This window comes from Pseudomonas reactans (genome assembly GCF_013387025.1).
In the GTDB taxonomy this organism is placed as follows: domain Bacteria; phylum Pseudomonadota; class Gammaproteobacteria; order Pseudomonadales; family Pseudomonadaceae; genus Aquipseudomonas; species Aquipseudomonas reactans.
In genome coordinates, this window is the sequence record NZ_JACAQP010000025.1 from 22,019 (window position 1) to 45,451 (window position 23,433).

General features: G+C 62.9%; 21 protein-coding genes. 2 read left to right on the forward strand and 19 right to left on the reverse strand.

All coding sequences use genetic code 11. The features are described from left to right. Nucleotides 1–44 precede the first annotated feature (44 nt). From HX793_RS21665 to HX793_RS21685, 5 genes are all read right to left on the reverse strand, one after another. Nucleotides 45–812 (reverse strand): energy transducer TonB, encoded by a 768-nt coding sequence (locus HX793_RS21665; RefSeq protein ID WP_016980080.1) that lies wholly within the window; start codon nt 810–812, stop codon nt 45–47. Then, a complete protein-coding gene (gene tolR / locus HX793_RS21670; protein ID WP_177095936.1) occupies nt 809–1,255 on the reverse strand; it encodes a protein TolR in 447 nt (148 codons plus the stop codon). Before tolR ends, HX793_RS21665 begins: the two co-directional genes overlap by 4 nt. Before the next feature lie 15 nt (nt 1,256–1,270). Then, complete coding sequence (tolQ, locus tag HX793_RS21675) at nt 1,271–1,963, reverse strand: protein TolQ (protein WP_177095938.1); 693 nt, start codon at nt 1,961–1,963, stop codon at nt 1,271–1,273. 46 nt (nt 1,964–2,009) lie between these two features. Then, complete coding sequence (locus HX793_RS21680; RefSeq protein WP_177095941.1) at nt 2,010–3,875, reverse strand: phytase; 1,866 nt, start codon at nt 3,873–3,875, stop codon at nt 2,010–2,012. Between the two features lie 141 nt (nt 3,876–4,016). After that, nucleotides 4,017–6,530, reverse strand: a complete 2,514-nt coding sequence (locus HX793_RS21685; protein ID WP_177095943.1) for a TonB-dependent receptor — start codon at nt 6,528–6,530, stop codon at nt 4,017–4,019. Nucleotides 6,531–6,919: 389 nt separating this feature from the next. Here HX793_RS21685 and HX793_RS21690 point away from each other — a divergent pair, with 389 nt between their 5' ends. After that, entirely contained in the window at nt 6,920–7,834 is a 915-nt protein-coding gene (locus tag HX793_RS21690) for a GGDEF domain-containing protein (protein WP_177052409.1), read from the forward strand. A 1-nt stretch (nt 7,835) separates the two neighbouring features. Continuing rightward, nucleotides 7,836–8,873 (forward strand): AraC family transcriptional regulator, encoded by a 1,038-nt coding sequence (locus HX793_RS21695; protein WP_177095945.1) that lies wholly within the window; start codon nt 7,836–7,838, stop codon nt 8,871–8,873. Here HX793_RS21695 and HX793_RS21700 read toward each other — a convergent pair. From HX793_RS21700 to HX793_RS32060, 14 genes are all read right to left on the reverse strand, one after another. Continuing rightward, nucleotides 8,860–9,741, reverse strand: coding sequence for a LysR family transcriptional regulator (locus HX793_RS21700; protein ID WP_177052407.1), 882 nt, complete (start codon nt 9,739–9,741; stop codon nt 8,860–8,862). The two genes, HX793_RS21695 and HX793_RS21700, sit on opposite strands and share 14 nt — an antisense overlap. A 181-nt stretch (nt 9,742–9,922) precedes the next feature. After that, complete coding sequence (gene ycaC, locus HX793_RS21705) at nt 9,923–10,537, reverse strand: isochorismate family cysteine hydrolase YcaC (protein WP_016980087.1); 615 nt, start codon at nt 10,535–10,537, stop codon at nt 9,923–9,925. Nucleotides 10,538–10,565: 28 nt separating this feature from the next. Beyond that, nucleotides 10,566–12,404 carry an amidohydrolase gene (locus HX793_RS21710; RefSeq protein ID WP_177052406.1) on the reverse strand — a complete coding sequence of 613 codons (1,839 nt, stop codon included), beginning with the start codon at nt 12,402–12,404 and terminating at the stop codon, nt 10,566–10,568. After that, the gene (locus HX793_RS21715; RefSeq protein WP_177052405.1) at nt 12,401–12,991 is read right to left on the reverse strand and encodes an antibiotic biosynthesis monooxygenase; all 591 of its coding nucleotides are present in this window, start codon (nt 12,989–12,991) and stop codon (nt 12,401–12,403) included. Before HX793_RS21715 ends, HX793_RS21710 begins: the two co-directional genes overlap by 4 nt. Nucleotides 12,992–13,119: 128 nt before the next feature. Continuing rightward, nucleotides 13,120–14,097, reverse strand: coding sequence for a LysR family transcriptional regulator (locus HX793_RS21720; RefSeq protein ID WP_016980090.1), 978 nt, complete (start codon nt 14,095–14,097; stop codon nt 13,120–13,122). 51 nt (nt 14,098–14,148) lie between these two features. Beyond that, nucleotides 14,149–15,090 (reverse strand): peptidylprolyl isomerase, encoded by a 942-nt coding sequence (locus HX793_RS21725; protein WP_177060146.1) that lies wholly within the window; start codon nt 15,088–15,090, stop codon nt 14,149–14,151. Next, complete coding sequence (locus HX793_RS21730; RefSeq protein WP_026000052.1) at nt 15,087–15,539, reverse strand: YbjN domain-containing protein; 453 nt, start codon at nt 15,537–15,539, stop codon at nt 15,087–15,089. The genes HX793_RS21725 and HX793_RS21730 overlap by 4 nt, the downstream gene beginning before the upstream one ends. Nucleotides 15,540–15,559: 20 nt before the next feature. Then, entirely contained in the window at nt 15,560–16,186 is a 627-nt protein-coding gene (locus HX793_RS21735) for a DNA repair protein (RefSeq protein ID WP_177052403.1), read from the reverse strand. A gap of 18 nt (nt 16,187–16,204) precedes the next feature. After that, nucleotides 16,205–17,905, reverse strand: coding sequence for a putative porin (locus tag HX793_RS21740; protein ID WP_177052402.1), 1,701 nt, complete (start codon nt 17,903–17,905; stop codon nt 16,205–16,207). A gap of 42 nt (nt 17,906–17,947) precedes the next feature. After that, nucleotides 17,948–18,652 (reverse strand): energy transducer TonB family protein, encoded by a 705-nt coding sequence (locus HX793_RS21745; RefSeq protein WP_177052401.1) that lies wholly within the window; start codon nt 18,650–18,652, stop codon nt 17,948–17,950. A gap of 3 nt (nt 18,653–18,655) precedes the next feature. After that, the gene (locus HX793_RS21750; protein ID WP_016980095.1) at nt 18,656–19,081 is read right to left on the reverse strand and encodes an ExbD/TolR family protein; all 426 of its coding nucleotides are present in this window, start codon (nt 19,079–19,081) and stop codon (nt 18,656–18,658) included. Between the two features lie 11 nt (nt 19,082–19,092). Then, entirely contained in the window at nt 19,093–20,892 is a 1,800-nt protein-coding gene (locus HX793_RS21755) for a DUF2341 domain-containing protein (protein ID WP_177095947.1), read from the reverse strand. 24 nt (nt 20,893–20,916) lie between these two features. Beyond that, the gene (locus tag HX793_RS21760; protein WP_177004127.1) at nt 20,917–22,500 is read right to left on the reverse strand and encodes a ShlB/FhaC/HecB family hemolysin secretion/activation protein; all 1,584 of its coding nucleotides are present in this window, start codon (nt 22,498–22,500) and stop codon (nt 20,917–20,919) included. A 59-nt stretch (nt 22,501–22,559) separates the two neighbouring features. Then, a complete protein-coding gene (locus tag HX793_RS32060; RefSeq protein ID WP_177052425.1) occupies nt 22,560–23,153 on the reverse strand; it encodes a transposase in 594 nt (197 codons plus the stop codon). Nucleotides 23,154–23,433 lie beyond the last annotated feature (280 nt).

A 23,433-nucleotide genomic window follows, 5' to 3' on the forward strand; every position in this document is an offset into this window, starting at 1 on the left:
GAGCAAGCCCGCTCCCACATGGGACCTGTGTTGACTGGGAGAAATCATTTGATGCGGTAATGGAAAGTATTGCGCACGGCCGGCACCGGCACGGGTTTTCCATCGACGATCCTCGGCTGGTAGCGAAAGGTATTCGCCGCCGCCAGTGAAGGCCGCATGAACAGCGGATGGCAGCCGTCCAGCACCTTGGGGTTTTCGACACGCCCTTGGGTGTTGACGGTGTACTCCACCGAACAATCGCCTTCGATGTTTTTGTCCAGGGCACGCTCCGGATAGTCCGGCGCCTCTTTGCTCAAGGGTTGGTACTGGCGGCTGTCGAAGGCCGGCGCGGCGGCCGGTGCTGCAGGGCGTGCGCGTTCCGCAGCGAGGCGCTCCTGGGCCAGGCGCTGCTGTTCCAGCTCGCGACTGCGCTGTTCAGTGGCCAGGCGCTCCTGTTGCTGCTCCAGCTGCTTTTCCTCGACCCGCTTGCGCGCCAACGCGGCTTTTTCCAGTTTTTGTGCCTGGATCTGTGGATCGATCACCGGTTTCGCCGGCACGGGAACCACCACAGGCTCCGGCGCTGGCGCTGCGACGGCCACAGGCTCAGGCACGGGAGCTGGTGTCGGCGCTGGCGGCATCATAACCAACTGGGTATGCATCACCCTCGGCGTTTCCACCGGCGGCTTATCTGTCGACCAGCCCAGCATCAGCGCCGCCAGCACGCCCACATGCAGCGCCACCGCGAGGCTGGCCGCCACGCTGTTTCTCCAGAACCCGGAAGGCTCCCCAGGCCCCACTGCGAGCATCGGACTGTGCATGATCATCGCCGTCATTGCGGGGCCACGGTCACCAACCCCAGATTGCTGACACCGCCCTTCTGCAACACCGCCATGGCCGCCACGACCCGGCCGTAGCCCGCGTTGTCGTCGGCGCGGATATACACCTGGGTATCGCTGCGCGCCGCCACCACCTGCATGACCTTGGCGCCCATTTCGTCGAGGGTCACGGCGCTGTCGGTCTGGTGGGTGGTGTCGAGTTCGCCGCCCAGGTTCCAGTAGTAGCCGCCGTCAGCCTTCACCGACAGCGTGAGGATCTGCTGGCGCGTGTCGGTGGCCAGGGCCTCGGCGGCGACCTTGGGCAGCTCGATTTTTACGCCTTGGGTCAGCATTGGCGCGGTGACCATGAAGATCACCAGCAGCACCAGCATCACGTCGATGTAGGGCACCACGTTCATCTCGGCCTTGGGCCCGTGCTTGCGTTGCGGCCTGGTCAACATCGGTTTGCTCCTTGCTCAGGCGGCCACGGCCAGGTTGATCGGCGTACCGCGCAAGGTGCGGTGCAGGCGCACTTGCAGCTCGTTGCCGAAGGCGTAGTAGCGGGTCAGCAGGATCTGGCCACGTGCCGCGAAGCGGTTATAGGCGATCACCGCCGGGATGGCCGCGAACAAGCCGATGGCAGTGGCGATCAGTGCCTCGGCAATGCCCGGTGCTACCGTCGACAACGTCGCCTGCTGCACCTGGGACAAACCGATAAAGGAATTCATGATGCCCCACACGGTGCCGAACAGGCCGATGTAGGGGCTGACCGAACCCACGGTCGCCAGGAATTGCAGGCCCTTTTCCAGCTCGATTTCCTGCTCGGTGATCGCCACCTGCAAGGCGCGCTCGACCCCTTCCAGCACGGCCGGATCGTGGCTGTGCAGGTGCTGGTATTCCTGCACCCCGGCGATAAAGATCGGCGCAATGCCGCCCTCGCCCGCCTGCACGGTGTCGCGGTACAGCGGCTGCAAGTCCGCAGCGCTACGAAAGCGCAGCATAAAACCCTTCAACTGGCGCTCCAGGCGGCGCAATACACTGGCGCGCTGGATGATCAGGTACCAACTGAGCAATGACGCCAGCAGCAGCGTGACCATCACGACCTTGACCAACAGGCTGGCGTCACTGATCAAACCCCAGATCGTCATATGTTCCATCGTCGCGTGCATGGTTAAGCTCCTATTCGATTAAAAAGTGATGACCGGGTGATGACGCCTACGGCAATTTCAACGCGCGGGTCACCTCGGCCCACGGCACGAACTTGAAGTTCTGGGTCTGCTCGGGCATGCGCTTGCGGCCGTCCTGCACCACCAGCAGGCCTTTGCTCCAGGGCCCGCCGAGGTTGATCGCGGTGACTTCCAGGCCGTCGGTTTCCGAAGCACCATCAATCCCCGCCGCCGCATTCAGGCCGACACGAAAGGCGCCGTGGGTGGCGAACGGTGGCTCGGCGTCCAGCACCAGGTAGCTGTCATTGCCCTGGCTGGAGATCACCAGGTAGTCGCGTTCCTTGCTCTGGTACAACGCCAGGCCCTCGACATCGGCATGCAACTGCGGGCCGACCTTGATCACGCTGGTGAGCGCGGCGGGTTGATCGGCGCGGGCATCCACTGCCCAGACGCCGACGTCTTCTTCACCGATGAACAGGCGCTGGCGCTGGTCATCGGCCACGCAGCCCTCGGGTTGGCTGTCGACGTTGAACTGGCGCACCAGCTCGCCCTGCACCCGGCCGTCCGGTGCACTCAGACGGTATTGCAGGAAGGTGCCGTCCTTGCCATTGGCGATCGCGTAGATCTCGCCGCTGGCGGGCTGGAACAGGCAGATACCGTAGATTTCCTTGAGCGGCGTCGGCACTTCACCGGCTTCGCGCAGTTCGCCGCTCTGGCGGTCGATGCTGAACAGGCTCAGGCTGTTGTGGTCGCGATTGCTGGCCACGGCGAGGTCGACTGTTTGCGCGCCGAGCTTGAAATTGGGGCGCACATCGACGTTATTCAGGCGGCCGACCGCCAGCTCCTGCAGCAGCTTGCCGTCGAGGTCATAGGCCAGCAGGCCCTGCTTTTTGTTGGTGCCGAGCACGCGGCTTTTGGCGGGTTGTTCGGGGTGAATCCAGATCGCCGGGTCATCCGCCGCATCCCCCTGGCGACCGACCGGGTCGGTTTGGCGCAGGGCGGCGACTTCCGGCACTACCGGCTCGGCGGCCACAGGCGTTGCCTTCCAGTCGAGTTTGCCCTGGTAGAGCCTGCCGGTGTCGTCATCCCGCACCAGCACGTGCTGACCGCTGACGCTCAGTTGCTCCGGTTCTTTCAAGCCCGGCAGCGTCAGGCTGCCCTGTTCAACCCAGCGCTCGCCGGTTTGCTGAAACAGATGCAATTGGGCGGTCTTAGGATCCAGCGCCACCACCCCGCCCGGCACCAGCGCCATGGCGCCAGCCTCGCGTTTGGGGGTGTCGAACAGCGCCACCGGGGTGCGTTTCACATCCGCCTCAGGGTGTGCCGGGTAGGCCCACCAACCGACGTTTTCTTCATTGATCAGCAACTGCTGGGTCGCGTCATCCACCTGGCAGAACTGTGCCGACGGCGGCAGCGGCAAACCGCGCAAGCGCTGAGGGTTGCTTGACAACGTCGAACCATTGCCCACCAGCCATTGCTCGCCCTTGCCCTCTTCCCCCACCAGGAACACAAACAGGTTGGCGGCTGCGTCGCGGAACAGGCACAGGCCATTGACCGGGTAATCGCGGGCGGGCAGGTACAGCGGTTTGCCAAAGGTTCTGGTCGCGGCATCAAGGCTCACCAACAGCGCTTGCTGGCGGTCGTTGTCGAGGCTGGCCACCAGCACCTGGGTGCCAGCGGCGCGGGTGTCGAGGCTGCTGAAGTTGCCTTTGAAACGGGCCAGTTCGGCACCTTGGTTGTCGAGCAATTGCAGGCCGTCGCGGGTGCTGGCGGCCAAGCGTTCAGTGCGACCTGGCAGAAAAGCCAGCGCTTCGGCCTTCAGGCTCGGCGCCCAAGGGCTCAGCGCCAGGTCGGCGGCCATGACCGGCGAGCAAGCGACCAACGCCATCATCAGGTAGAGCTTGGAAATTCTCATGAACAATCAAAATCCTTGTCTTGTAGGAGCGAGCTTGCTCACGAAGAACGGCAACGATGACGCGGGCTGTCTGGATGCACGCGGTGCCCTGGCGTTTTTCGCGAGCAAGCTCGCTCCTACAGTGGAAACGTGGGGGTGGGGTTAGAAATGGGTGAAGGTCAGGCCCACTTTGTAGGTCGGGCCGTATTCCTCGTACTGGCCGTTGTAGCTGCGGTGGCCGGTGTAGACGAAGTAGGACTCATCGGTGAGGTTCTGGGCCTCGAAGCTGACTTGCAGGTTCTTGGTCAGCGAATAGCGCGCGCTGAAATCGACGAAAGTCTGGGCGTCGACGTGCAGGTCGTGGGCCTTGTCGTTGATCGAGGCCAGCTCGTAGAGGTAGGCCGATTTGTAGTTGGCCGACAGGCGCAGGCTGAGCTTGTCGTTTTCCCAACCGAGCATCAGGTTGCCGACGGTGTCCGATTGGTTGGGCAGGCTGATGTTGCGTTTGCGATTCGCGCCGCTGGCGCTGTCGAAGCCTTCGATGTCAGCACTGGAACGGCTGAACGTGGTGTTGGCACCGATCAGCAGGCCATTCCACGGTGCCGGCAGCCAATCGAATTTCTGTGAGTAGGCCAGTTCCAGGCCGTAGAGCTTGGCACTGTCGCCGTTGGCGTAGGTATGCGCCTCGGAAAAGTTGGCCCAGGCCCCGGTGCCGGCCAGGTCGGTGTTGTAGACGAAGTTCTTGATGTCCTTGTAGAACACGAACGCGGAAACAGTGCCGGCGCGGCCCATGAAGTGCTCGATGCCCAGGTCCAGATTGCTCGACTCCAGGGGTTTGAGGTCCGGGTTGCCGAAGGTGGCTTCGTCATCGTCGATCACGAACCCTGGCGCCAATTGACCGAAGGTCGGGCGCACCACAGATTTGGTCCAGGCCGCACGCACCTGGGTGTTCTTGTCGATCTGGTAGCGCGCATGCAGGCCCGGCAGCCAGTGGTGATAACGGCGCTTGGTCTCGGTGGGCGTGAACACACCATCGGTGGCGCCGGTGCCCTTGGCTTCGAACTCGGTGCCCTCGTAGCGCAGGCCGGCGATAAAGCGCCAGTCGTCGATGTCGATGGTGTTCATCAGGTAGCCGGCGTTGATGTCTTCGCGGATGGTGAAGTCGTTGACCCGAGATTCGGTCTCGTCATAGAAGTCCGCAGCGTTGAGGCCACCGATCAAGTGCTTGATGCTGCTGGGGCTGATGCCCGGCCCGTAGTTGCCCAGGCGATAGTCAACGTTGCCCTTCTGGAATTGGCTAAGGTTGAGCTGGTCGGCGGTAAAACCGAGGGTGTCGAAGTCTTTGTAGACCCAGGCTTCCAGGTCGTTGTCCTTGTTGCGACGGCTGACTTTGCCGCCGAACTTAACCTGGGAGGCATAGCCACTCAGGTCGTAGTCGCGGGCCAGGTCCAGGCGCAGGTTTTTCTCGGTGTCTTTAGTGTTCTGTTTTTCCCAGTCGACCTTGTCGAGGGTGAAGTTGCGCGCGTCGTAGAAGCCGCTGCCAATGATCGGGCGTGGCTTGTCCTTGTCGTAGAAGCCGCTGTTGGCAAAGTCGCCGCCGTCGAAGGTGGCACCGGCGATGTGCGCCGGGCTGTCTTCGCTGGATTGGCTGTAGCCGGCCTGGCCGCTCAGGGTCCACAGGCCGAGCATGCGCTCGCCGCCGAATACGTAGGACTGGATTTCCTGGGTCTCTTCGCGGTTCTTCAGCTTGCGTTTGGCCTCGGCATCGCCCAGCTCGCCGGGCGCTTGGGGATCGGCAAATTCGAGACTGGTGGAGTTGCGGGTCTCGGTGTCTTTGTAGCGGCTGTAGAGGGTGCGCAGGTAGTAGCTGCTGAGGTCATCGGGCTTGTAGTCGAAGTTCAGGCCGCCACCAGCACGTTCTCGGCTGATGTCGTAGTCGCGTTGCTCGAATTCATTGAGCTTGGCGCCGTTGGTGAAGTCCCAGGCGCCGCCGGTTTCGACGTTGTCCGAGCCGAAGTCACGCTTCTGCCAGCTGAGTGCAGCGGCCACGCCGAAGTTGTCGATACCGTCGCCGAGGCTGAAACGGTTACTGGCGGCGCCGGAAAACTTGGGACTGGTCTGGCTTGTGTTCTTGTCGTAGCTGGCCTCGGTGCTGCCGGTGTAGAACAGCCCCTTGTGGTCGAAGGCCGACAGGCTTTGCACATCGACGGTGCCGCCCAGGGAGTTGGCGTCCATGTCCGGGGTGAGGGTCTTGATCACCGACAGCGACTGCACCAGCTCCGAAGGCAGCACATCGAGGGCCACCGCGCGGCGTGCGCTTTCCGGGGCCGGCACCAGGGTGCCGTTGATTGTCACGCTGTTGAGGTCCGGGCCCAGGCCGCGCACGCTGACAAAGCGACCTTCGCCCTGGTCGCGCTCCACGCTGATACCCGGCAAGCGCTGCGCCGCTTCCGCGACGTTTTCATCCGGCAACTGGGCCACGCCGTCGGCATGCACCACGCTCTTGATGCTGTCGGCGCTGCGTTGCTCCTTGAGCGCCTGATCAATGGCTGCCGCCTGGCCGACCACCTCGACGTGCTCGGTGTTGGCCACTTCGGCCGCCGAAAGCCGCTCGCTGGCCATCGCCAGGGCCAAGGCAGTAAGCGTGAAGCCGACGAGCCCGGTTCGCTTGTACATGCAATCCTCCCCAAGAATCCGTTGGCGCCAGGCAAGAGGCCCGGCAACTGGGAGGGCACGCTAGGGGTGGGGGATGACGGTTCTGTGACAGGGGGCACCTGCAAACCCCGTAAACCGGGGTTTTGAGCGGTTTTAAGCGAACAAATGAGCTGAAATGACCTCGATCAAAATGTGGGAGCGGGCTTGCTCGCGAATGCGGTATTGCAGCTAGCACCTGTGTGGCTGATCCACCGTATTCGCGAGCAAGCCCGCTCCCACAGTTGTTTTGTGTTTGTCAGGAGATTGTGTGTATGGCATGAGCTGATTCGACCCTCCCCCACCGTCACGCAACCGTCACATCCATCTGCTGTGCTGGCGCCCATCGCTTTTTTGCCCAAGGACTCGCGGCCATGTTTTCCGTGCTCAAACCCCACCGCTGGAAACTCTCCCTGTTGCTGATCGCCGCCAACCTCGGGCTGATCCTGCACCTGGCCTGTGGCGAGTTGAAGAGCTTCAGCGAATGGGTGTGGCTGGACATCTTCGGCGAAGGCGGCTCCGCGCTGTTGGCGCTGGTGTGGCTGGGCCTGGTGCTGAAGAGCCGCCCCGCCGGGCGCGTCACCAACTACCTGGCGCTGGGCCTGTCGTGCATATTTTTCTCCTGGTGGATCGACAGCCTCGATGAGTTCATCCGCCTGCCCGACAGCATCACCTGGGATCACTGGCTGGAGTCCGGGCCGATGCCGGTGGGCATGATCCTGCTGACCATCGGCATCTACCACTGGCACCGCGAGCAACTGGCGATCAGCGCGCAGATGGAAAAGCGTGAGCGGTTGTTCCGCGAACATCGGCTGTTCGACAAACTCACGCCGCTGGCCGGTGCCGACTACCTCAAGCGCCAGTTGGCCGACAGCCTGCAAGACAGCCACGCGCAGCAACAACCGCTGTCGCTGCTGGCCCTGGACCTGGACAACTTCGCCGCCATCAACCAGGCCTACGGGCATGCCGAAGGCGACGCCGTGCTGCAGGCGCTCAGCCATTTGTTGTTGCTCAACCTGCGCCGCCAGGACCTGCTGTGCCGCCTGGCCGGTGACCGGTTTGTGGTGCTGCTGCCCAATACCGGCGAACGCCAGGCCAAGGAGATCGCGCTGGAGTTGCAACAGGCCGTGCGCGGCCTGGCCCACAAGACCCGGCTGCACGGTGAGCGCCTGCAACTGGCGGCGACCACCGCCGTGGTCATGGCCCTGGACGAGCCGCCCCACGACTTGCTCAAGCGCCTCAACCTGGCCCTGGCCAGGGCCAAGCAACCCCTGGCGAAAAGTGCCTGAAATGGCCGTTAAAACCAGCTGGTACGAGGCCGACAGCCGCTTCATTCCCGGGCACTATCAACCGGCCACGTTGATCGACCTGGCCCTGTCCCGGGATATCGACAGCCACCGCCTGCTGCGCGGCACCGGCTTGTTTCACGAAGACATCCTGGCCGGCACGGCGCGGCTGAGCCCACAGCAGTTCCTGGGTTTAATAGGCAACAGCCGCAAACTGCTCGACGCCGACGACAGCAGCTTCCTGTTTGGCCAACGCCTGTTGCCCGGTTATTACGGCGCCGCCAGTCATGCGTTGGGCCATGCACAGAACCTGCACCAGGCCCTGGACATCCTGATCCAGCAACAGGTGCTGCTCAGCCCGCTGGTTACCCTGCAACTGGAGCTGGATGAACACCACGCCTATCTGTACTGGCTGGACAGTTGCGGCGCCGGCGAACACTGGCGCTTCTTGCTGGAAGCCAGCATGACCTCACTGGTTGCCATGAGCCAATGGCTCAGCGGCGAACGCCTGCCATGGACGGTCAGCTTCAGCCATGCCGAGCCGCGCTATGTCGAGCAATACTGGGTGAACTTGGGGGAAGACACGCGTTTCGAGCGGCCGCTGGACATGCTGAGCATCCCTCGCGAACACCTCACCCGCGCCTGGCCGGGCGCCTCGGCCACCGCCGGCCAGGTAGCGCGCCAACAAGCCCGCGAGCAGATCGAACAGCTGGGTTTCACCGGCAGTTTTCTGGATTGTCTCTACGACTACCTGCGCGAGCAGGTGCGCCAGCCGCCAAGCCTGGAACAGGCCGCACACGCCTTCGCCATGAGCCCGGCGACCCTCAAGCGCAAGCTGCACAAACACGATACCGGCTTTCAGCAACAGGTCGACCGCGTGCGCAAGCAAGTGGCGCTGCACCTGTACCAGGTCAAGGGCTACGGCAATGACGAAGTGGCGGCGTACCTGAACTTCAACGACGCAGCGAATTTTCGCCGCTCATTCAAGCGCTGGACCGGCAGCACGCCCAACCTGATCCGCCAACTGTTCAACAGCCGCTAGCCAGGCGTTCACGCAGGAACTCCACCAGCGCCTGCACCGGCCGCGAGCTTTGCCGATGCTGCGGGTACACCGCCGATAATGTCAGCGCTTCGGGGGCGAACTCGTCGAGGACGGTGACCAGGCGGCCGTCCTTCAAGGCATCGCCGACGATAAACGTCGGCAGGTAGGTCACACCCAAGCCGGCGATGGCGGTGTCGCGCAGCAAGTCGCCGTTGTTCACGCGCATACGCCCGCTCACGTTCAGCGCCTGTAGCTTGCCTTTGAAACGCCATTGCACCTGGCGGCCATGGCCGTAGGGCAGGCAGTCGTGGTCGGCAAGGTCTTCGGGTTTTTGCGGCGTACCGCGCAGGGCCAGGTAGTCGGGGCTCGCGCAATACACACGGGGAATGCTGGCGATACGGCGGGCAATCAAGGTGGAATCCTCCAGGGTGCCGATGCGCAGCACCAGGTCGTAGCCCTCGCCGATCAGGTCCACGGGGCGGTCGCTCAGATCGACCTCCACCGACACCTGGGGATGGTGCTGCAGGAACAACGGCAACAGGCAGCCCAGGTGCGCCATGGCAAACGACAACGGCGCGCTGAGGCGGAGGGTGCCGCGCGGTTCGCTGTTCTGCCCGGCGATTCCCTGCTCCACTTGCTCGACTTCACCGAGCAGGCGCAAGGCGGATTCGTAGTAACTCTGGCCGAGTGGCGTGACATCCAGACGACGCGTGGAACGGTTGAGCAGGCGCACGCCGAGGCGGTCTTCCAGCTGGATCAGGCGGCGGCTGACAAACTGCTTGGACAGGCCCAGTTGCTCGGCGGCGGCGGTGAAACTGCCGGATTCCATGACCTGGCAGAACAGGCGCATGTCTTCGAAGGGGTTCATTGTCGCTTCTCGGTGGACGATGGGCTGTTTTATAACCGGATAGTCGCAACACCACAAATCAAAATGTGGGAGCTGGCTTGCCTGCGATAGCGGTGTACCAGCCAACATTTCTGTCGACTGACACACCGCCATCGCGGGCAAGCCCGGCTCCCACAGGGTTTTGCGGTGTTTTTCGGGTGGGTTACTTGGTAAACGCCGAGTAGCTGTTCATCAGGTTGCGGTAGTTGGGAATGCGCGGCGACAGCAGGTTGGCCAGGCCTTCCATGTCGTTGCGCCAGTCGCGCTGCAATTCGCAGGCAACCGCGAACCAGTTCACCAGTTGCGCACCGGCGGCGGTCATGCGCGCCCAGGCCGCTTGTTGCACGGTTTCGTTGAAGGTGCCCGACGCATCAGTGACCACGAACACCTCAAAGCCTTCCTCCAGGGCGCACAAGGTCGGGAACGCGACGCACACGTCCGTCACCACACCGGCAATGATGATCTGCTTGCGGCCAGTCGCCTTGACGGCCTTGACGAAATCTTCGTTGTCCCAGGCGTTGATCTGGCCAGGGCGGGCAATGTAAGGCGCGTCCGGGAACAGTTCTTTCAGCTCTGGTACCAGTGGGCCGTTGGGGCCGCTTTCGAAGCTGGTGGTGAGGATGGTTGGCAGGTTGAAGAACTTCGCCACATCGGCCAGGGCCAGGACGTTGTTCTTGAATTCGTTGGGCGAGAAATCCTGTACCAGGGAGATCAGGCCAGTCTGGTGGTCGACCAACAATACAACGGCGTCATCTTTGTTCAAACGAGGGCTAGCCATGGTTCAACTCCTTACGGGGGATGGGAAATCAGAAAGCAAAGCACGAACAGCCAAACGCACCCCAGAACCCCTGGAAGTCGCTGACCGGCACGCTGGAAAGCCGCGCCTTTTCATGGCTGTGGGAATGCACGCCGCACGGGCCGCTGCATTGGTGAACCTGAGCCTGCAACGGCGAGCTTGGGCGCCAGTGACCCGGCACCTTGACCACCGGCGACCAGTCCGGCAGCACCGGCACGCGGGGCGGTGCGAAATCTTCGAAGTCACCGGCGCCGTAGACCACCTTGCCGCCGACCACGGTGAGCACCGATTCGATCCATTTGATGGCTTCTTCATCGACACTGAAGAAGTCCGCCGACAGCGCGGCCACGTCCGCCAGTTGGCCGACCTTGATCTGGCCCTTCTTGCCCTGCTCGGACGAGAACCAGGCGCTGCCATGGGTGAACAGTTCCAGCGCGGTGAGACGTGGCAGGCCTTCGGCATGCAGCTCCAAACCGCCAACAGTGCGACCACTGACCATCCAGTACAGCGAGGTCCACGGGTTGTAGCTCGACACCCGCGTCGCGTCAGTGCCCGCCCCGACCGGCACGCCTTCGGCGAGCATGCGCTTGATCGGTGGCGTGGCTTCGGCCGCCTTGGCGCCGTAACGCTCAACGAAGTACTCGCCCTGGAACGCCATGCGGTCCTGGATCGCGATACCACCACCGAGCGCCCGCACCCGTTCGATGTTTTTCGGCGTGATGGTTTCAGCGTGGTCGAAGAACCACGGCAGGCCATTGAACGGAATGTCGCGGTTGACCTTCTCGAACACGTCGAGCATGCGCGAGATGGACTCGTCATAGGTCGCGTGCAAACGGAACGGCCAGCGCTGCTCCACCAGGTGGCGTACCACCGGTTCCAACTCCTGCTCCATGGTCAACGGCAGGTCCGGGCGCGGCTCAAGGAAGTCTTCGAAGTCGGCCGCCGAAAACACCAGCATCTCGCCGGCGCCGTTGTGGCGCAGGTAGTCATCGCCCTGGTGCAGGGTGACGCTGCCAGTCCAGTTCTTGAAATCGCTGAGTTCTTCCTTGGGCTTCTGGGTGAACAGGTTGTAGGCGATGCGCACCGTCAACTGTTCGTCCTTGGCCAATTGCTCGATCACCGCGTAGTCATCGGGGTAGTTCTGGAAACCACCGCCGGCATCGATGGCGCTGGTGAGGCCCAGGCGATTGAGTTCACGCATGAACTGGCGGGTCGAGTTGACCTGGTATTCCAGCGGCAGTTTCGGGCCCTTGGCCAGGGTCGAATACAAGATCATCGCGTTGGGTCGCGCTACCAGCATGCCGGTGGGGTTGCCGTTGCTGTCACGCACGATCTCGCCGCCCGGCGGGTTCGGCGTGTCCTTGGTGTAGCCGGCCACACGCAGCGCGGCGCGGTTGAGCAAGGCACGGTCGTACAGGTGCAGCACGAACACAGGGGTGTCCGGCGCCGCCTGGTTGAGTTCTTCCAGGGTCGGCATGCGCTTTTCGGCGAACTGGAATTCGTTCCAGCCGCCGACCACGCGGACCCATTGCGGCGTCGGTGTGCGGTCGGCCTGGTCCTTGAGCATGCGCAAGGCATCGGCCAGTGACGGCACACCCTCCCAACGCAATTCGAGGTTGTAGTTCAACCCGCCACGGATCAGGTGCAGGTGCGAGTCGTTGAGGCCGGGGATGACGGTGCGGCCCTTGAGGTCGATAACCTGGGTAGCACTGCCACGCAGGGCCATGGCTTCACCGTCGGTGCCCACAGCGACAAAGTGCCCCTGGTGGATGGCGACGGCCGTGGCGCGGGGGTTCTCACGGTCCACGGTGTGGAACTGGCCATTGAACAAAATCAGATCGGCGTTCATAGGGTTTCCTTTACAGAGGCTTCAAGCCAGGGAGCGAACAGTCGGGTAGCCGCCGGCATCAGCAGGTAGACCACCAGCAGGACGATGGTCAGGGTGACCAGGAAGGTGGCGACCACGTAGTTGGAGAGGAATGGGTGCAGACGCAACACCGGGCCCCAGATGATTGGCACCAGCAGGGTCAGCGGCAGGATCACAAACAAGGTCACCACCGCTTGTTTCCAGCGTGGCGGCTTGGCGGCGCTCTCGGTTACGGGGTTGAACCAGAATTCGTTGACCGCACCGATTTCGGTGTTGTCGCCGTCAGCGAGCATGGGGGTGGCTTCGGCGATCAGGGTTTTGCGCTCGGGGGAGTCGAGCCAGGTTTCCAGGTCGTCAGTGGAGCGGTAGCGCAATACGCAGGTGAACAGCGCCAGGTTGCCTTGCTTGCCGCGCACCACGTCGACACCGAGGTGGCCTGGGCGTGCGCCGGCGATACGTACGATGCGGCGTAGCCAGGCTTCGTAGTCGGCTTCCCGGCCGGGTTTGATCAGGTGTTTGACCACCAGGGTGACGACTTCGTCGGGGCCTGGTTTTGTTACTGGGTCCATGGGGTGTCCCTCTGCCTTGATGTTTCAGCGATGAGGGAGTTTGCGGGGGTTGGGCTAGGGAAAATTGGATGTACGTGCTGTTTGGGTTGAGTCCCTGTCCGTTACTGGGGTAACGGACAGGTATACCGTCAGTCAAACCACTCACGACGGCCTTCAAAGGTGCCAATGATCAACTCCACAATCATCCGCACCGCTTCCCGATTCCCCACCTGCGCATTCACCGCCAGCCACACCTGGCGCTGCATGCTCTCGGCCAACAACCCCGGCAACGCCACCAGGCCCCGGTCAAAACTGCTCATGTAATGCGGCAGCAACCCAATGCACGCCCCACAGCGAATCATCTCCAGCATCAACGAATATGCATGCACCTGCACCACCGCCGCCAGGCGCTGCTGCACCACCTGGTTCCACGCCTGCAACGCCCCCACTTGAGCATCCGGCTGCCATTGCACCAGCATGTAGTCGTCGAGGTCTTCGACACTGTCCGGGCGTGTGGTCAACCGCGAATAACGCTTGGCGATATGCGGCAAGTAATGCAAGCGCGCCAGGGCCTGTGGCGGCTCGGTGGCAAAGCTCGGGCCAGGCACGGGGCCATCGGTGTCCGACAACCACAGCACCACATCCACATCCACCGTTTGCAGCGACAACTGGCTGTCGATGGAGATGATCTCCAGGCGCACGCTGGCATTGCGGCGCAGCAACGCGATCAGGTCACGGCCAAGGATGTCGTGCAGGATCGGTTCGGCCACCGCCAGCCGAATCAACGGCTGCTCCGTGACCGGCAAACGCCGTTCTTGGGCCAGGGCAATCAATTGGGCCTGCAACTGCTGGCCATCGCGACTGAGCACCAGGCCATTACCCTGGTAGGTGAACAGCGAATGCCGTAAATGTTCTTCCAGCTGTGCCAGGCGCTTGCGCAACAGCGTCGCCTTGATATTCAAGCTGCGCGCCGCCTGCATGAAGCAGCCGCAGCGCGCGCTCACCAGAAAGTAGCGCGCCACTTCCGGGTCGATCTCATGGGCCAGGGCCAGCCAGCTACTGCGTGCCTCGGTGGGGGCGCGATAAGCGGACGGCCCCTGGGGGGCGGACGGTTCTAGCAATGCCATGGGAGACTCCCTGTCTTGTCGGTCTGTGCATCCAATGCGGGTTGACGCGGGTTACTCCAGCACCTTGTTCAACTCGGCGCCGTCGATACTCAGGGTTGCGGTGTTGAGCATGCCTTCGAGGTACGCCTTGGCGATCTGCTCCTGGCGCTGGGCACGCAGGGCCTGGGTCAGGCGCTCGCGCAGTTCGTCGAGGGTCGCGGTACGTGCCGGTTGCTGGCCGGTGAGCTTGAGCACATGAAACCCCGCCGCGCTCTGCACCACGTCCGACACGGCGCCGACCTTGAGGCGCGACACCGCACTGCGCACTTCTGGCACGAGTTGCTGCAAGGGTTGCATGCCCGAGTCGCCGCCGCGCGCGGCGGAGTCGGTGTCCTGGGAAAACTGCGTGGCCAGGGCGGCGAAATCACCCGGCGCAGCCTGGGCACGACGGCTCAGTTCCTGGGCCTGGCGGCGTACGCTGTCGACGGTTTGCGGGTCCTGGGTTGCCAGGAAAATCTGGCTCACCCGGTACAATGGCGGCGTCACCCATTGCGCCTTGCCACTGTCGTAGGCCTGCTGCAACTCCGCCGCGCTGGGGTAATCGGCCGGCACCTGGCTGACTGACAGCATGTAGTCGCGGAACACAATCTGCTCGGCGGCGGCGCGGGTCTGCTGTTCCACGTCCGGGCGCTGGCGCCAGCCCTGGGCGTCGGCCTGTTCGAGCACCGCCTTTTGCGCCAGGCGTGAACGAATCCAGGTTTCCAACGCGCCACGGTTACCGCGCAACTGCTCACGGGACTCGGCAGGCAGGCTGGCCAGCACGGTTTTCAGTTCCGTCAGGTCGATCTGCTGATTGCCCAGGCGGGCCACCGCCGGCCCGGCCGATACAGGATTGATCACCGGCGCCGGTTGCTGTGCCGCCACCGGGTCACTGCCCGGCCGCAGGCTCAAGCCCACCGCCACCACCAGCAAGGCCAACGCACCCGCGCCGACCATCAAGGTTGGTTTCTTCACAATACCGGCGCCTCGGCTTCCGCCTGCAACTGCGCGGCCTGCTGGCTGTATTCACGCAGGTAAACGATAAATTCCTGTAACAGGCGATCCCACAACTCCAGCTGACTGCGCAGGTGCGTGGCGCCGACGCCCGCCACCACCACGTCCATTTCCATCAACAAAAACTCGCCCTGCACCGACAACCGTGCAAAGCGTCGCGACGCGTTCCACACCTGCGCCAGACCTTCAGGCAATTCACCCTGGATGCGCAGCGCACAGCTGTAGGTGAAATCCACATAGCTGCCCTGCTCCGCCGCCGGGTTGCCGAAGCGCACCGCAAAACCGATGCCCTGGCTGGCGCTGAGCAATTGCACGACGCCGTTCTGTTCGGTCTGGTTGACCCGGTAGCCGGCTTCCTGCAGCAGTTCGGTGAGGCTCTGGGTGGTGACGCTGGAGATCAATTCGTTCATGGTGATTTCTTCCCTGTCGATCAATGATTGGCGGTTGCCTGGGGCGCATCGAAACGGCTCTTGTACAAATCGTCGCCAAAGCCCTGGGCCAGTTCCTCGAACTTGACCCGCGCGCTGCTGGCGAAGGGCTGGCGAATACTCATCACCTCGGCCACGTCGATTTTTTCGTAGGCCGCGAGCAACTGCTGGGCCACGCCGTACATCTGTTGATTCTTGACTGAACATTGCTGCACTTGTGTGTCACGTTCGCTCAGTTGTGCCTGCAAGCGCGCCCGCTCGGCCTCTTTGCCCTTGGCCAACACCAGCAGTTCGTCATAGGCCTTCTTGAACTTGCCGATCTGCTCGTTGCTGGCTGCCACCTGGGCTTGCGCCTGGCTGTGCAGGCTCTGTTGCTGGCCGGCCATTTGCTCGGCCACGCCACGCGCCTGGGCGAGTTCGGCGGTCAATTGCTTGATTTGAGCCTGGGCCTGCTTGGCCTGGTTTTCGGCGGCAATCCGCGCGGCGCTGGCCTGGGCCTGTTCACTTTGCAGGGCCTGCAATTGCTGGGTGGTGCTGCGCAGTTGCGTACGCAGGCGTTCCTCCATACCTTCAGCCGACGCGCCGGTGGTGACCAGCAGCAGCAACAGCCCGCAGATTCGCGTGTTCATGTGGCATCTCCGTGCGCATCAAAAGCGCGTGTTGAGTTCCAGTTGCATCACATCGACTTCGAACGGCGCGCCATACACTTCGGACGCGCTCAACCAACGCGCACTGGCGTAGATGTTCTTTTCGATGCCGTAGTTGGCGCCAATGAAATACCCCTTGGCGTTGGTGCCGCCCAGGTGGAACGACGAATCGTTGAAGCCGTCAGGCAGTGCGTCAGGCTGGATGTATTTGTAGCCGGCCAACACGTTCCAATCGCCGCGTTTGCGCATTTCCAGCGCGCTGCCGAGGGTGAACGAGACCATCAGCGCATTGCCGCCACTTTCAAACTGGCCCTTGCTGTTGATGTTGTTGACGATCTGGCCTTCGCTGCGCTTGAGCATCTCGCCCTTGTCGTAGGCCAGGTTGTGGATGAAGTTGCCCTGGGTGCGCAGCTTGAAATCGCTGGGCAGCTCGGCATCCCAGGCCAGGTTCAGGTCGAGCACATCGAACTTGGATGCCAGGCCGACGAACTGCGGTTGCGGGGTCAGGCCTGGGGTGGCTGGATTCGGAGTAATGTCGCGCAGCAGGAACACGCTGTTGCCCTTTTGCATGAAGGCCAGGCGCGAGCCGTCACTGTCACACGCCGGCTGGCCGGACCACGGCTGGCAAGCGCCGGAGCGTTTACCTTCGATATCGTCAAAGTGGTAGTAGGCCAGTGCGCCCTTCAGGCTGTTTTCGCGGTTGATCTTCCAGTTGGCGCCGATCTGCCCACCAAACAGCCACTTGGTGTCGCTGTCTTCCTTGTCGAAACCGTTGCTGCTGGCCGAGTCGGAGGTGTACTCCACCGGGAAAGCACCCAAGGTGCCGAACAGGCCCCACTGGCTATTGAGCGTATGGTTGAAATTGGCGGCGATACCGTCGAAGTTCAGGTCGCCCGAATACATCATGTCGGTGGAATAGAACGGGTTGGCGAAGCGCCCGGCCGTGAGGGTCACGTCCGGCGTGGCCTTCCAGCTCAGGTAACCCTGGTCGAGCCAGATGTCTTTCTTGCCAAAGCCGCCGCCCAGGGTCTGGGTGGTGGACACCGGGTTGTTGTCAGAGCCGGTGCCCACACGGATGCCGGCCGTCCAGTCGGGTGACAGCACGGCTTTCATGCCCAGGCGCGCGCGCAGGCGGAACAGGTTTTCGCGGTCCTTGGTGGTGTTGAGCAGCGGCGGCAGCTTGGTGTTGGTGTCTTTGTTGGTGTCGTACGGGCCGCTTTCATTGAGCTTGGCGTAGTCGACGATCTCGTTGCTGTTGTTGCCCGAGAAGTAACGCGACTCGTCCCGCAGGCGGATATCACCATCAAAGCTGATGCGCGAGACCCAGTCCGGGAAGGTGTTGGGCTGGGCCCAGTTTTCCTGCTTGGCGGTGGCCATGACCTCGGCCTTGACCTGGTCGCGGATCTGATCCTTGACCGCCTGCGGCACGTATTGCACACGCACGTCACCCGGCGCTGCGGCCGGGCCGGCAGCCACCACCGGCGCGGCATTGGCCTGGCGGGCCTGCTGGGCCTCTTTTTCGGCCTGGGCGATCAGGCCATTGGCGGTGTCCTGGGTCAGCACGCCTTGTTGCACCAACAGGCGGATCAGGTTGATGGTGACGTTTTCCGAGGGTGCGACCGGGGCTGCAGCCGCATGGCCGACCAGGGTCGCGATGACCATGCCGACCGCCAGGGTCAGTCGATTCACGGGGGAAATCATGTGTACGCAACTCCTGTAAAAAACCGTTGTAAAAGGGTTTGATCAATCCGGGCGCCGACCTTTCAGGGACAGGCGCATGGGCAGCGTCAGCGACGCCGGCGGTTTCTGTGTGGCACGCAGTGCCTGGATCAAGGCGAGCATCTGCGCGTCGGTCTCGGCATCCCCGCTGGACTTGGCCACCAAGGCTTTGGTGACTTGGCCATCGGCGCCCAACCACAGGTCTATCTGTATCGAGAACGCCTTCTTGCGCAGCTCAGGGTCTTCGCGCATCAGCCGCTGATAGGTGCCGGCCAGGTACTGCTTGTAAGTGCCCGTCCCCAACCCTCCGCCGCCACTGCCGGCCATGCCGCCGCCCTTGCCGGCACCGATGTTGAAACCGTCGTTGCCGGACTGGGCGTCGCCGTCGATCTGCATCGGGTTGGCCAGGTCTTCGTTAGGCGAAGGCGGCGCTTCCTCGGCCGGCTTGACCTCCTCGGGTTCGGGGCTTGGCACCGGTTCCGGGATTTTTTCTTCGACCTGGGGCTCAGGTTCCTTGGGCTTTTCCGGCGGTGGTGGCGGTGGCGGCGGCAACGGGATAATCGTCGGCACCTTCGGCGCTTCGCGGCGCACGCCGCTCATGTCATTGGCCCATTGCCACAAGCACCAGGCGGCCACGGCGCCCAGCAACAGGCCCACGCCCCACTTCAACGGGCGCAACGGCTGCTTCTTCTTAACGGGCAAGGGCGCGATCGGGATCTGTGCGGTCATGTCTCAACCCTGGCTCGGTTTGCCGGTAACCAACCCGACCTGGGACAGTTCCAGCCGACGCAGCAGGTCGAGCACTTCGATCACCTTTTGGTACTGCACCATCGCATCGCCACGCACGATCACCGGGAAGTCCGGGTTCAGCGCTTTCTCGATGCGCAGGCGTTCTTCCAGCTCACCAAGGGTCACCGGGTAGGCGTCGAGGAACACCTGGCCGCCGTCGTTCACGGAGATGGCCTTGGTCTTGGCCTCCGACAACGACACCGAGGCGCTGGCCTTGGGCAAGTGAATCTGGATGCCCGAGACTTGGGCGGTGGCGGTGAGGATAAACATCACCAGCACCACCATCAGCACGTCCACCAGGGGCGTGATGTTGATGCTGTCGACGGCAGCGTCATCGTCATCGTCGTGGGAGGTATTTACAGAAGCCATCGCGATTCTCCTCAGGCCAGAACCGGCGCGTGATGGTCACGACGGTGCGCCGCTTCACTGTGCTGGCTCTCGCCGTGCATCTCCGCCAGGCGGGTGATGAACTCGTCGACAAACACACGCATGTCCGCGCTGACTTCCTTGTTGCGCGTGATCAAGCGGTTGTAGCCAAACAACGCCGGGATCGCGACAAACAGGCCCATGGCCGTGGCCAGCAACGCCGCCGCCATACCGGGAGCAATCGCGTTGATGTTCACGTCACCGGCCATCGCCGTGCCGAGGAACACCACCATGATCCCCAGCACCGTGCCGAGCAGGCCGATATAAGGGCCGCCGGCGATGGCATTGGACAGGGTCGAGAGTTTGGAGCTGAGCGCCTGGTTTTCGCGGGTGCGCACGCCGTCCATCGAGCAGCGGATGGCTTCGATGGTGGCGGCCGAGACCGACGAGGTGTCAGCGCCCTGGGCACGCCGGGTGCGGATCTCCTTGACCGCCACCAGGTACAGGCGCCACAGCGAAGAATGGGCCAGGCGCTCACCCAATTGGGCGTCGTCGGCGTACATCTCCAGGCGCGTGCCGATCTGTGCAAAATGCTCGCGGAACACTTCGTTGGCGCTGCTCACGCGGCTCACCTGACGGTTCTTGCGCAGCATGATGACCCACGACTGGAACATCATCGCCACCAGCACCAGGATGATTACCCAGGCATCCACCGGCACCGCGTTGAGCAAGAAGCCCAGGCTGCCGAAACCAAAGCCGGACTGCTCTTCATCCACGCCATAGGCCACCAGTTTCGACTCCGCGCCCTGGGCGTTGGCATCGGCCAGCAACAGTGCCGCCGGACGCGCCACCTTGGACAAGCGCAGCTCATCGATGGCTCCGGCGAATGGCAGGTGCGTGCTGCCCGCTTCCGGCAGATCGGCACCAATGGCTAGTTGGGAGTTGAACGCGGGCAAGGCAACAGCCAGGATGGCGGTTTCACGGCCATTCACATACAGCGAGACCTTGTCACCCTCGGCGGTGAACGCCAGGTGCTGCCATTGGCCGGGGTTCAGCGGTTGGCTCGACACGGCGCGCTGGCCGTCGATGTCCACGAACGGCATGCCTTGGTTCAACCCCAGCAGCAGGCTATGGGGGCCATCACGTCGGGCGAGAACGACTTGCTCACCGCTGGCCTGGTCCAGGCGCAGCCAGGCGCTGAAGGTAAACGCGCCACCCGCAGCGTGTTGCAGCGAAGGGCTGGCCGGCAACATCAGGGGTTGACCACTGAGCTGCAAGGCACGGCCGATCACACCGTCGATGCTCGCACCGGTGGCGTTCAACGTGGTGTTGGCGTAGGCCGTGGTGTCGCGGGTCGGTGTGCCGTTGGCCCCGTCAAAATGGTAGAGCGCGGTGTAGTTCGGGTCGAACGTCAGTTGGCCGTTGGCGGTGGCCGGGGCCTTCTGGTTGCCGTAGTACATCCACAGGTCCTGGCGCTGGCCGCCTTCCACCTTGGGCACATCGACCCAGATCAGTGCCATGCCCATCAACGGGTCGAAGCTCTCGATCTGGTGGTTGAACACGGTTTTGTCATCGGCGCTCACAAAGCGCAGGTCGGCGCCGTCATCCTTGACCCCGTCAAAGGTGAAGTTGCCGGTGTGCAGGCGCACCAGCAGCGCGGTGCGGCCCAGGGCCTGGTTGATCGCGGCGCCTTGGGCGGTGGTGTCCACCGAAATCTGCTTGCGGTAGTGCCAGTCGTCCTGCCACCAGGCATGGGCGGTGGCCGGGAGCGTGAAGCCCAGGCAGATCAACAGGCTCAGGAATAGGCGTTGCATGGGTGAAGTCTCCGGAAGAAAAAGTCAGAAAGTCGCCTGCACACTGAAGTGCAGTCGCGAGTCCTGTTTCTGGGTGTTCGGTCCATCGAGCAGCGGGTAGCCCCAATCCAGGCTGCCGGACAACCATTTGCTCAAACTGGCGCGGGTGCCCAGGCCGACACTGGCCAGGCTGTATTCGTCTTCTTGCTCGGGCAGCGGGTCGTGCAGGCGCATGCGCGCACCTTCGGCGAACGCGTAGAAGCGCCACTCCTGCACATAACTGCCGAGGAACTTGGCCAGGGACGGCGTGCGCAGTTCCTGGGAGAGCAAGTACCCCTCATCCCCGGTACGCTCCGCCGCCAGATAACCGCGCACCGACGTAGCACCGCCGGCGGAATATTGCTCGTTGGACACCAGCGGCCCCGACGCCAGCTGGAAGCCGCCCTTGGTTGCCGACTGCCAGTCGTTGGCGAAGGTGTAGGTGTAATTCAGGTCGCCCTTGAGCACGGCAAAACTGGCGCTGGCCTTGTAGCGTTTGTATTCGAACTCTTCGGCATCGCTGCCGTAGCCGAAGAAGGCGCGAGTGCCCACTACCAGGTTCAAGCCCAGGCCCAACTGCGATTGTTCGGTATAGCGAAAGCCGTTGTAGCCCAAGGTGAACGGTGCGTATTTGAGCGGCACCTGGTCGCTGCTGGAGCCGAACTTCATCTGTTCGTCGAAGTCCTTGAAGTCCACGCCAAACGAGAACGAGTTGGCCCAGTTGCCCGCCGCCGGCAGGTTGTAGATGGCCGACACACCGTAGGAGTGCCCTTTGCCCAGCACGTTGCTGCCGCCGATGGTGGCGATGTTGCTGTCGGACTGGTAACCGGAAAACTGCAAGGTCCAGCGCTCGTTGAGCGGTGCGCTGTAGGAGCCCGACCAGACCTTGGCGTTCTCGGTGTCCTGGGGCGCGGTGAAGTAGGTCAGGGAAATGCTGTGGCCCAGTTGCCAGAGGTTGTCGTACCCCAGGGTCGCCACCGAGCGCAGTTTTTCGGTGTCGGCGCTGTAGTCGTTGTTCAGGCCGATACTGGCGTGCCAGGGGTTCTGGTCTTCCACCTGCAAATCCACGTCCATGGTGCCGGGGCGTTGCCCCTCGCGTACCAACGGCGTGACCTGGCGTCCAGCGCCGCGATTGAGGCCGGCCAACTGGGTTTGCACCGTGGCAAAGTCGGGCACCGCGCCTTCCTCCAGGGCCGGCACCTGCTCGCGGATTTCCACTGGCGAATAGTGCTTGGCACCGACCACGCGCACCCGGCCGACCTTGGTCTCGCTGACCTGCAGGTAGACGATACCGTCATCGACCTTCTGCTCCGGCAACTCGACAAACACCGACTGGTAGCCACGCGACTGGTAGATCTTCTGCAACGCATCGCGCGCGCCTTCGATATCGCCCAAGGTCTTCTGCGGCCCCAGGAACGGATACACTGCCTCCTCGATCGTCGCCGCATCCAGCACCGTATTGCCGCGCACGAAGTACTCGTTGACGTCGACCTTGCGCGCGCCCTCTTCCTCCTCGGCCAACAGCGGTTGCGCCAGGCTCCCCAGCGTCACGCAACACAGCGCCAACGTTAATTTGAACAGATGCTCCACACCGCCCCCTGACTGTCTGATTTTGTGCGCCATCGCCGGACGCCCGGCGTGCGGCCTGCTCAATTGCTGGTGATCGAGGTATTGCCGTGGCGTGCCAGCCAGGTGTGCAACAGGGCGAAGTTCAACGAGAACTCCGGCATGTGCAGCAAGGCGCCACAAAACACGTCACCGATGATTTTCTGGATGAGTTGCACCGCACGCGGGTTGTTGAGCAGCGTGGCGATGTCGCGAGTGAGTTGGTGAATGCTCCAGACCTTTTGGTTGAGGTCCAGGCCGACGAACCAGCGGAACAGCAGGTTGTAGTTCAGCTGTTCGTGCAGTTGCTGTTCGCTGGGCACCGAGTACAGCAGTTGCAGCAACAGGATCTGCAGCACGGTGTGCGGGGCGATCGACATCGCGGGTTCGGCGGTGAGCCAGTCGCGATGCTGGTCGAGCACTTCGTCGATCTGTGGGCGCAGCAGCACCAAGGAGTGGCCTGCCGGGATGTAGCTGGAGACTTCCTTGCGCGCGCCTTGCCAGTCTTCCTGGGAGACGATCCAGACCCAGGGTGCGCCGTAGCGATAGACCGACACCGGCTTCTTGCGCGCCGCTTCGACGATCTTTGACAGGCGCTGGTCGAGCTCCTGCATGCCGACTTTCGAGTAACGTTCCATAGTTCCCATCGCCCCACTCCTGGCATCCTGCTTGCGGCTGAAAAGCCCAACGTTCTGGTGGGCTCAAGCGCGTTACACAGAGGAGACGGGAGTGGCTGGGGACTACCGAACTTTTGTCATGAAAGCTTCATTTTGGATTGGGTGGGGGGCAATTTCTGGGCGGGTACATATCCGTTTCTTCGGTAACGGCGGATATTGGTTCCGCTCTTACAGCGGGTCACTTTTGGAAAAGAGCCCCAAAAGTAACCAAAAGGGCTCTTGCCCCAACACTCGGCACCTC

Coding starts and splice junctions, on each gene's coding strand:
- HX793_RS21665 (WP_016980080.1), bottom strand. CDS start 812: ATGACGGCGATGATCATGCACAGTCCGATGCTCGCAGTGGGGCCTGGG.
- tolR (WP_177095936.1), bottom strand. CDS start 1,255: ATGTTGACCAGGCCGCAACGCAAGCACGGGCCCAAGGCCGAGATGAAC.
- tolQ (WP_177095938.1), bottom strand. CDS start 1,963: ATGCACGCGACGATGGAACATATGACGATCTGGGGTTTGATCAGTGAC.
- HX793_RS21680 (WP_177095941.1), bottom strand. CDS start 3,875: ATGAGAATTTCCAAGCTCTACCTGATGATGGCGTTGGTCGCTTGCTCG.
- HX793_RS21685 (WP_177095943.1), bottom strand. CDS start 6,530: ATGTACAAGCGAACCGGGCTCGTCGGCTTCACGCTTACTGCCTTGGCC.
- HX793_RS21690 (WP_177052409.1), top strand. CDS start 6,920: ATGTTTTCCGTGCTCAAACCCCACCGCTGGAAACTCTCCCTGTTGCTG.
- HX793_RS21695 (WP_177095945.1), top strand. CDS start 7,836: ATGGCCGTTAAAACCAGCTGGTACGAGGCCGACAGCCGCTTCATTCCC.
- HX793_RS21700 (WP_177052407.1), bottom strand. CDS start 9,741: ATGAACCCCTTCGAAGACATGCGCCTGTTCTGCCAGGTCATGGAATCC.
- ycaC (WP_016980087.1), bottom strand. CDS start 10,537: ATGGCTAGCCCTCGTTTGAACAAAGATGACGCCGTTGTATTGTTGGTC.
- HX793_RS21710 (WP_177052406.1), bottom strand. CDS start 12,404: ATGAACGCCGATCTGATTTTGTTCAATGGCCAGTTCCACACCGTGGAC.
- HX793_RS21715 (WP_177052405.1), bottom strand. CDS start 12,991: ATGGACCCAGTAACAAAACCAGGCCCCGACGAAGTCGTCACCCTGGTG.
- HX793_RS21720 (WP_016980090.1), bottom strand. CDS start 14,097: ATGGCATTGCTAGAACCGTCCGCCCCCCAGGGGCCGTCCGCTTATCGC.
- HX793_RS21730 (WP_026000052.1), bottom strand. CDS start 15,539: ATGAACGAATTGATCTCCAGCGTCACCACCCAGAGCCTCACCGAACTG.
- HX793_RS21735 (WP_177052403.1), bottom strand. CDS start 16,186: ATGAACACGCGAATCTGCGGGCTGTTGCTGCTGCTGGTCACCACCGGC.
- HX793_RS21740 (WP_177052402.1), bottom strand. CDS start 17,905: ATGATTTCCCCCGTGAATCGACTGACCCTGGCGGTCGGCATGGTCATC.
- HX793_RS21745 (WP_177052401.1), bottom strand. CDS start 18,652: ATGACCGCACAGATCCCGATCGCGCCCTTGCCCGTTAAGAAGAAGCAG.
- HX793_RS21750 (WP_016980095.1), bottom strand. CDS start 19,081: ATGGCTTCTGTAAATACCTCCCACGACGATGACGATGACGCTGCCGTC.
- HX793_RS21755 (WP_177095947.1), bottom strand. CDS start 20,892: ATGCAACGCCTATTCCTGAGCCTGTTGATCTGCCTGGGCTTCACGCTC.
- HX793_RS32060 (WP_177052425.1), bottom strand. CDS start 23,153: ATGGAACGTTACTCGAAAGTCGGCATGCAGGAGCTCGACCAGCGCCTG.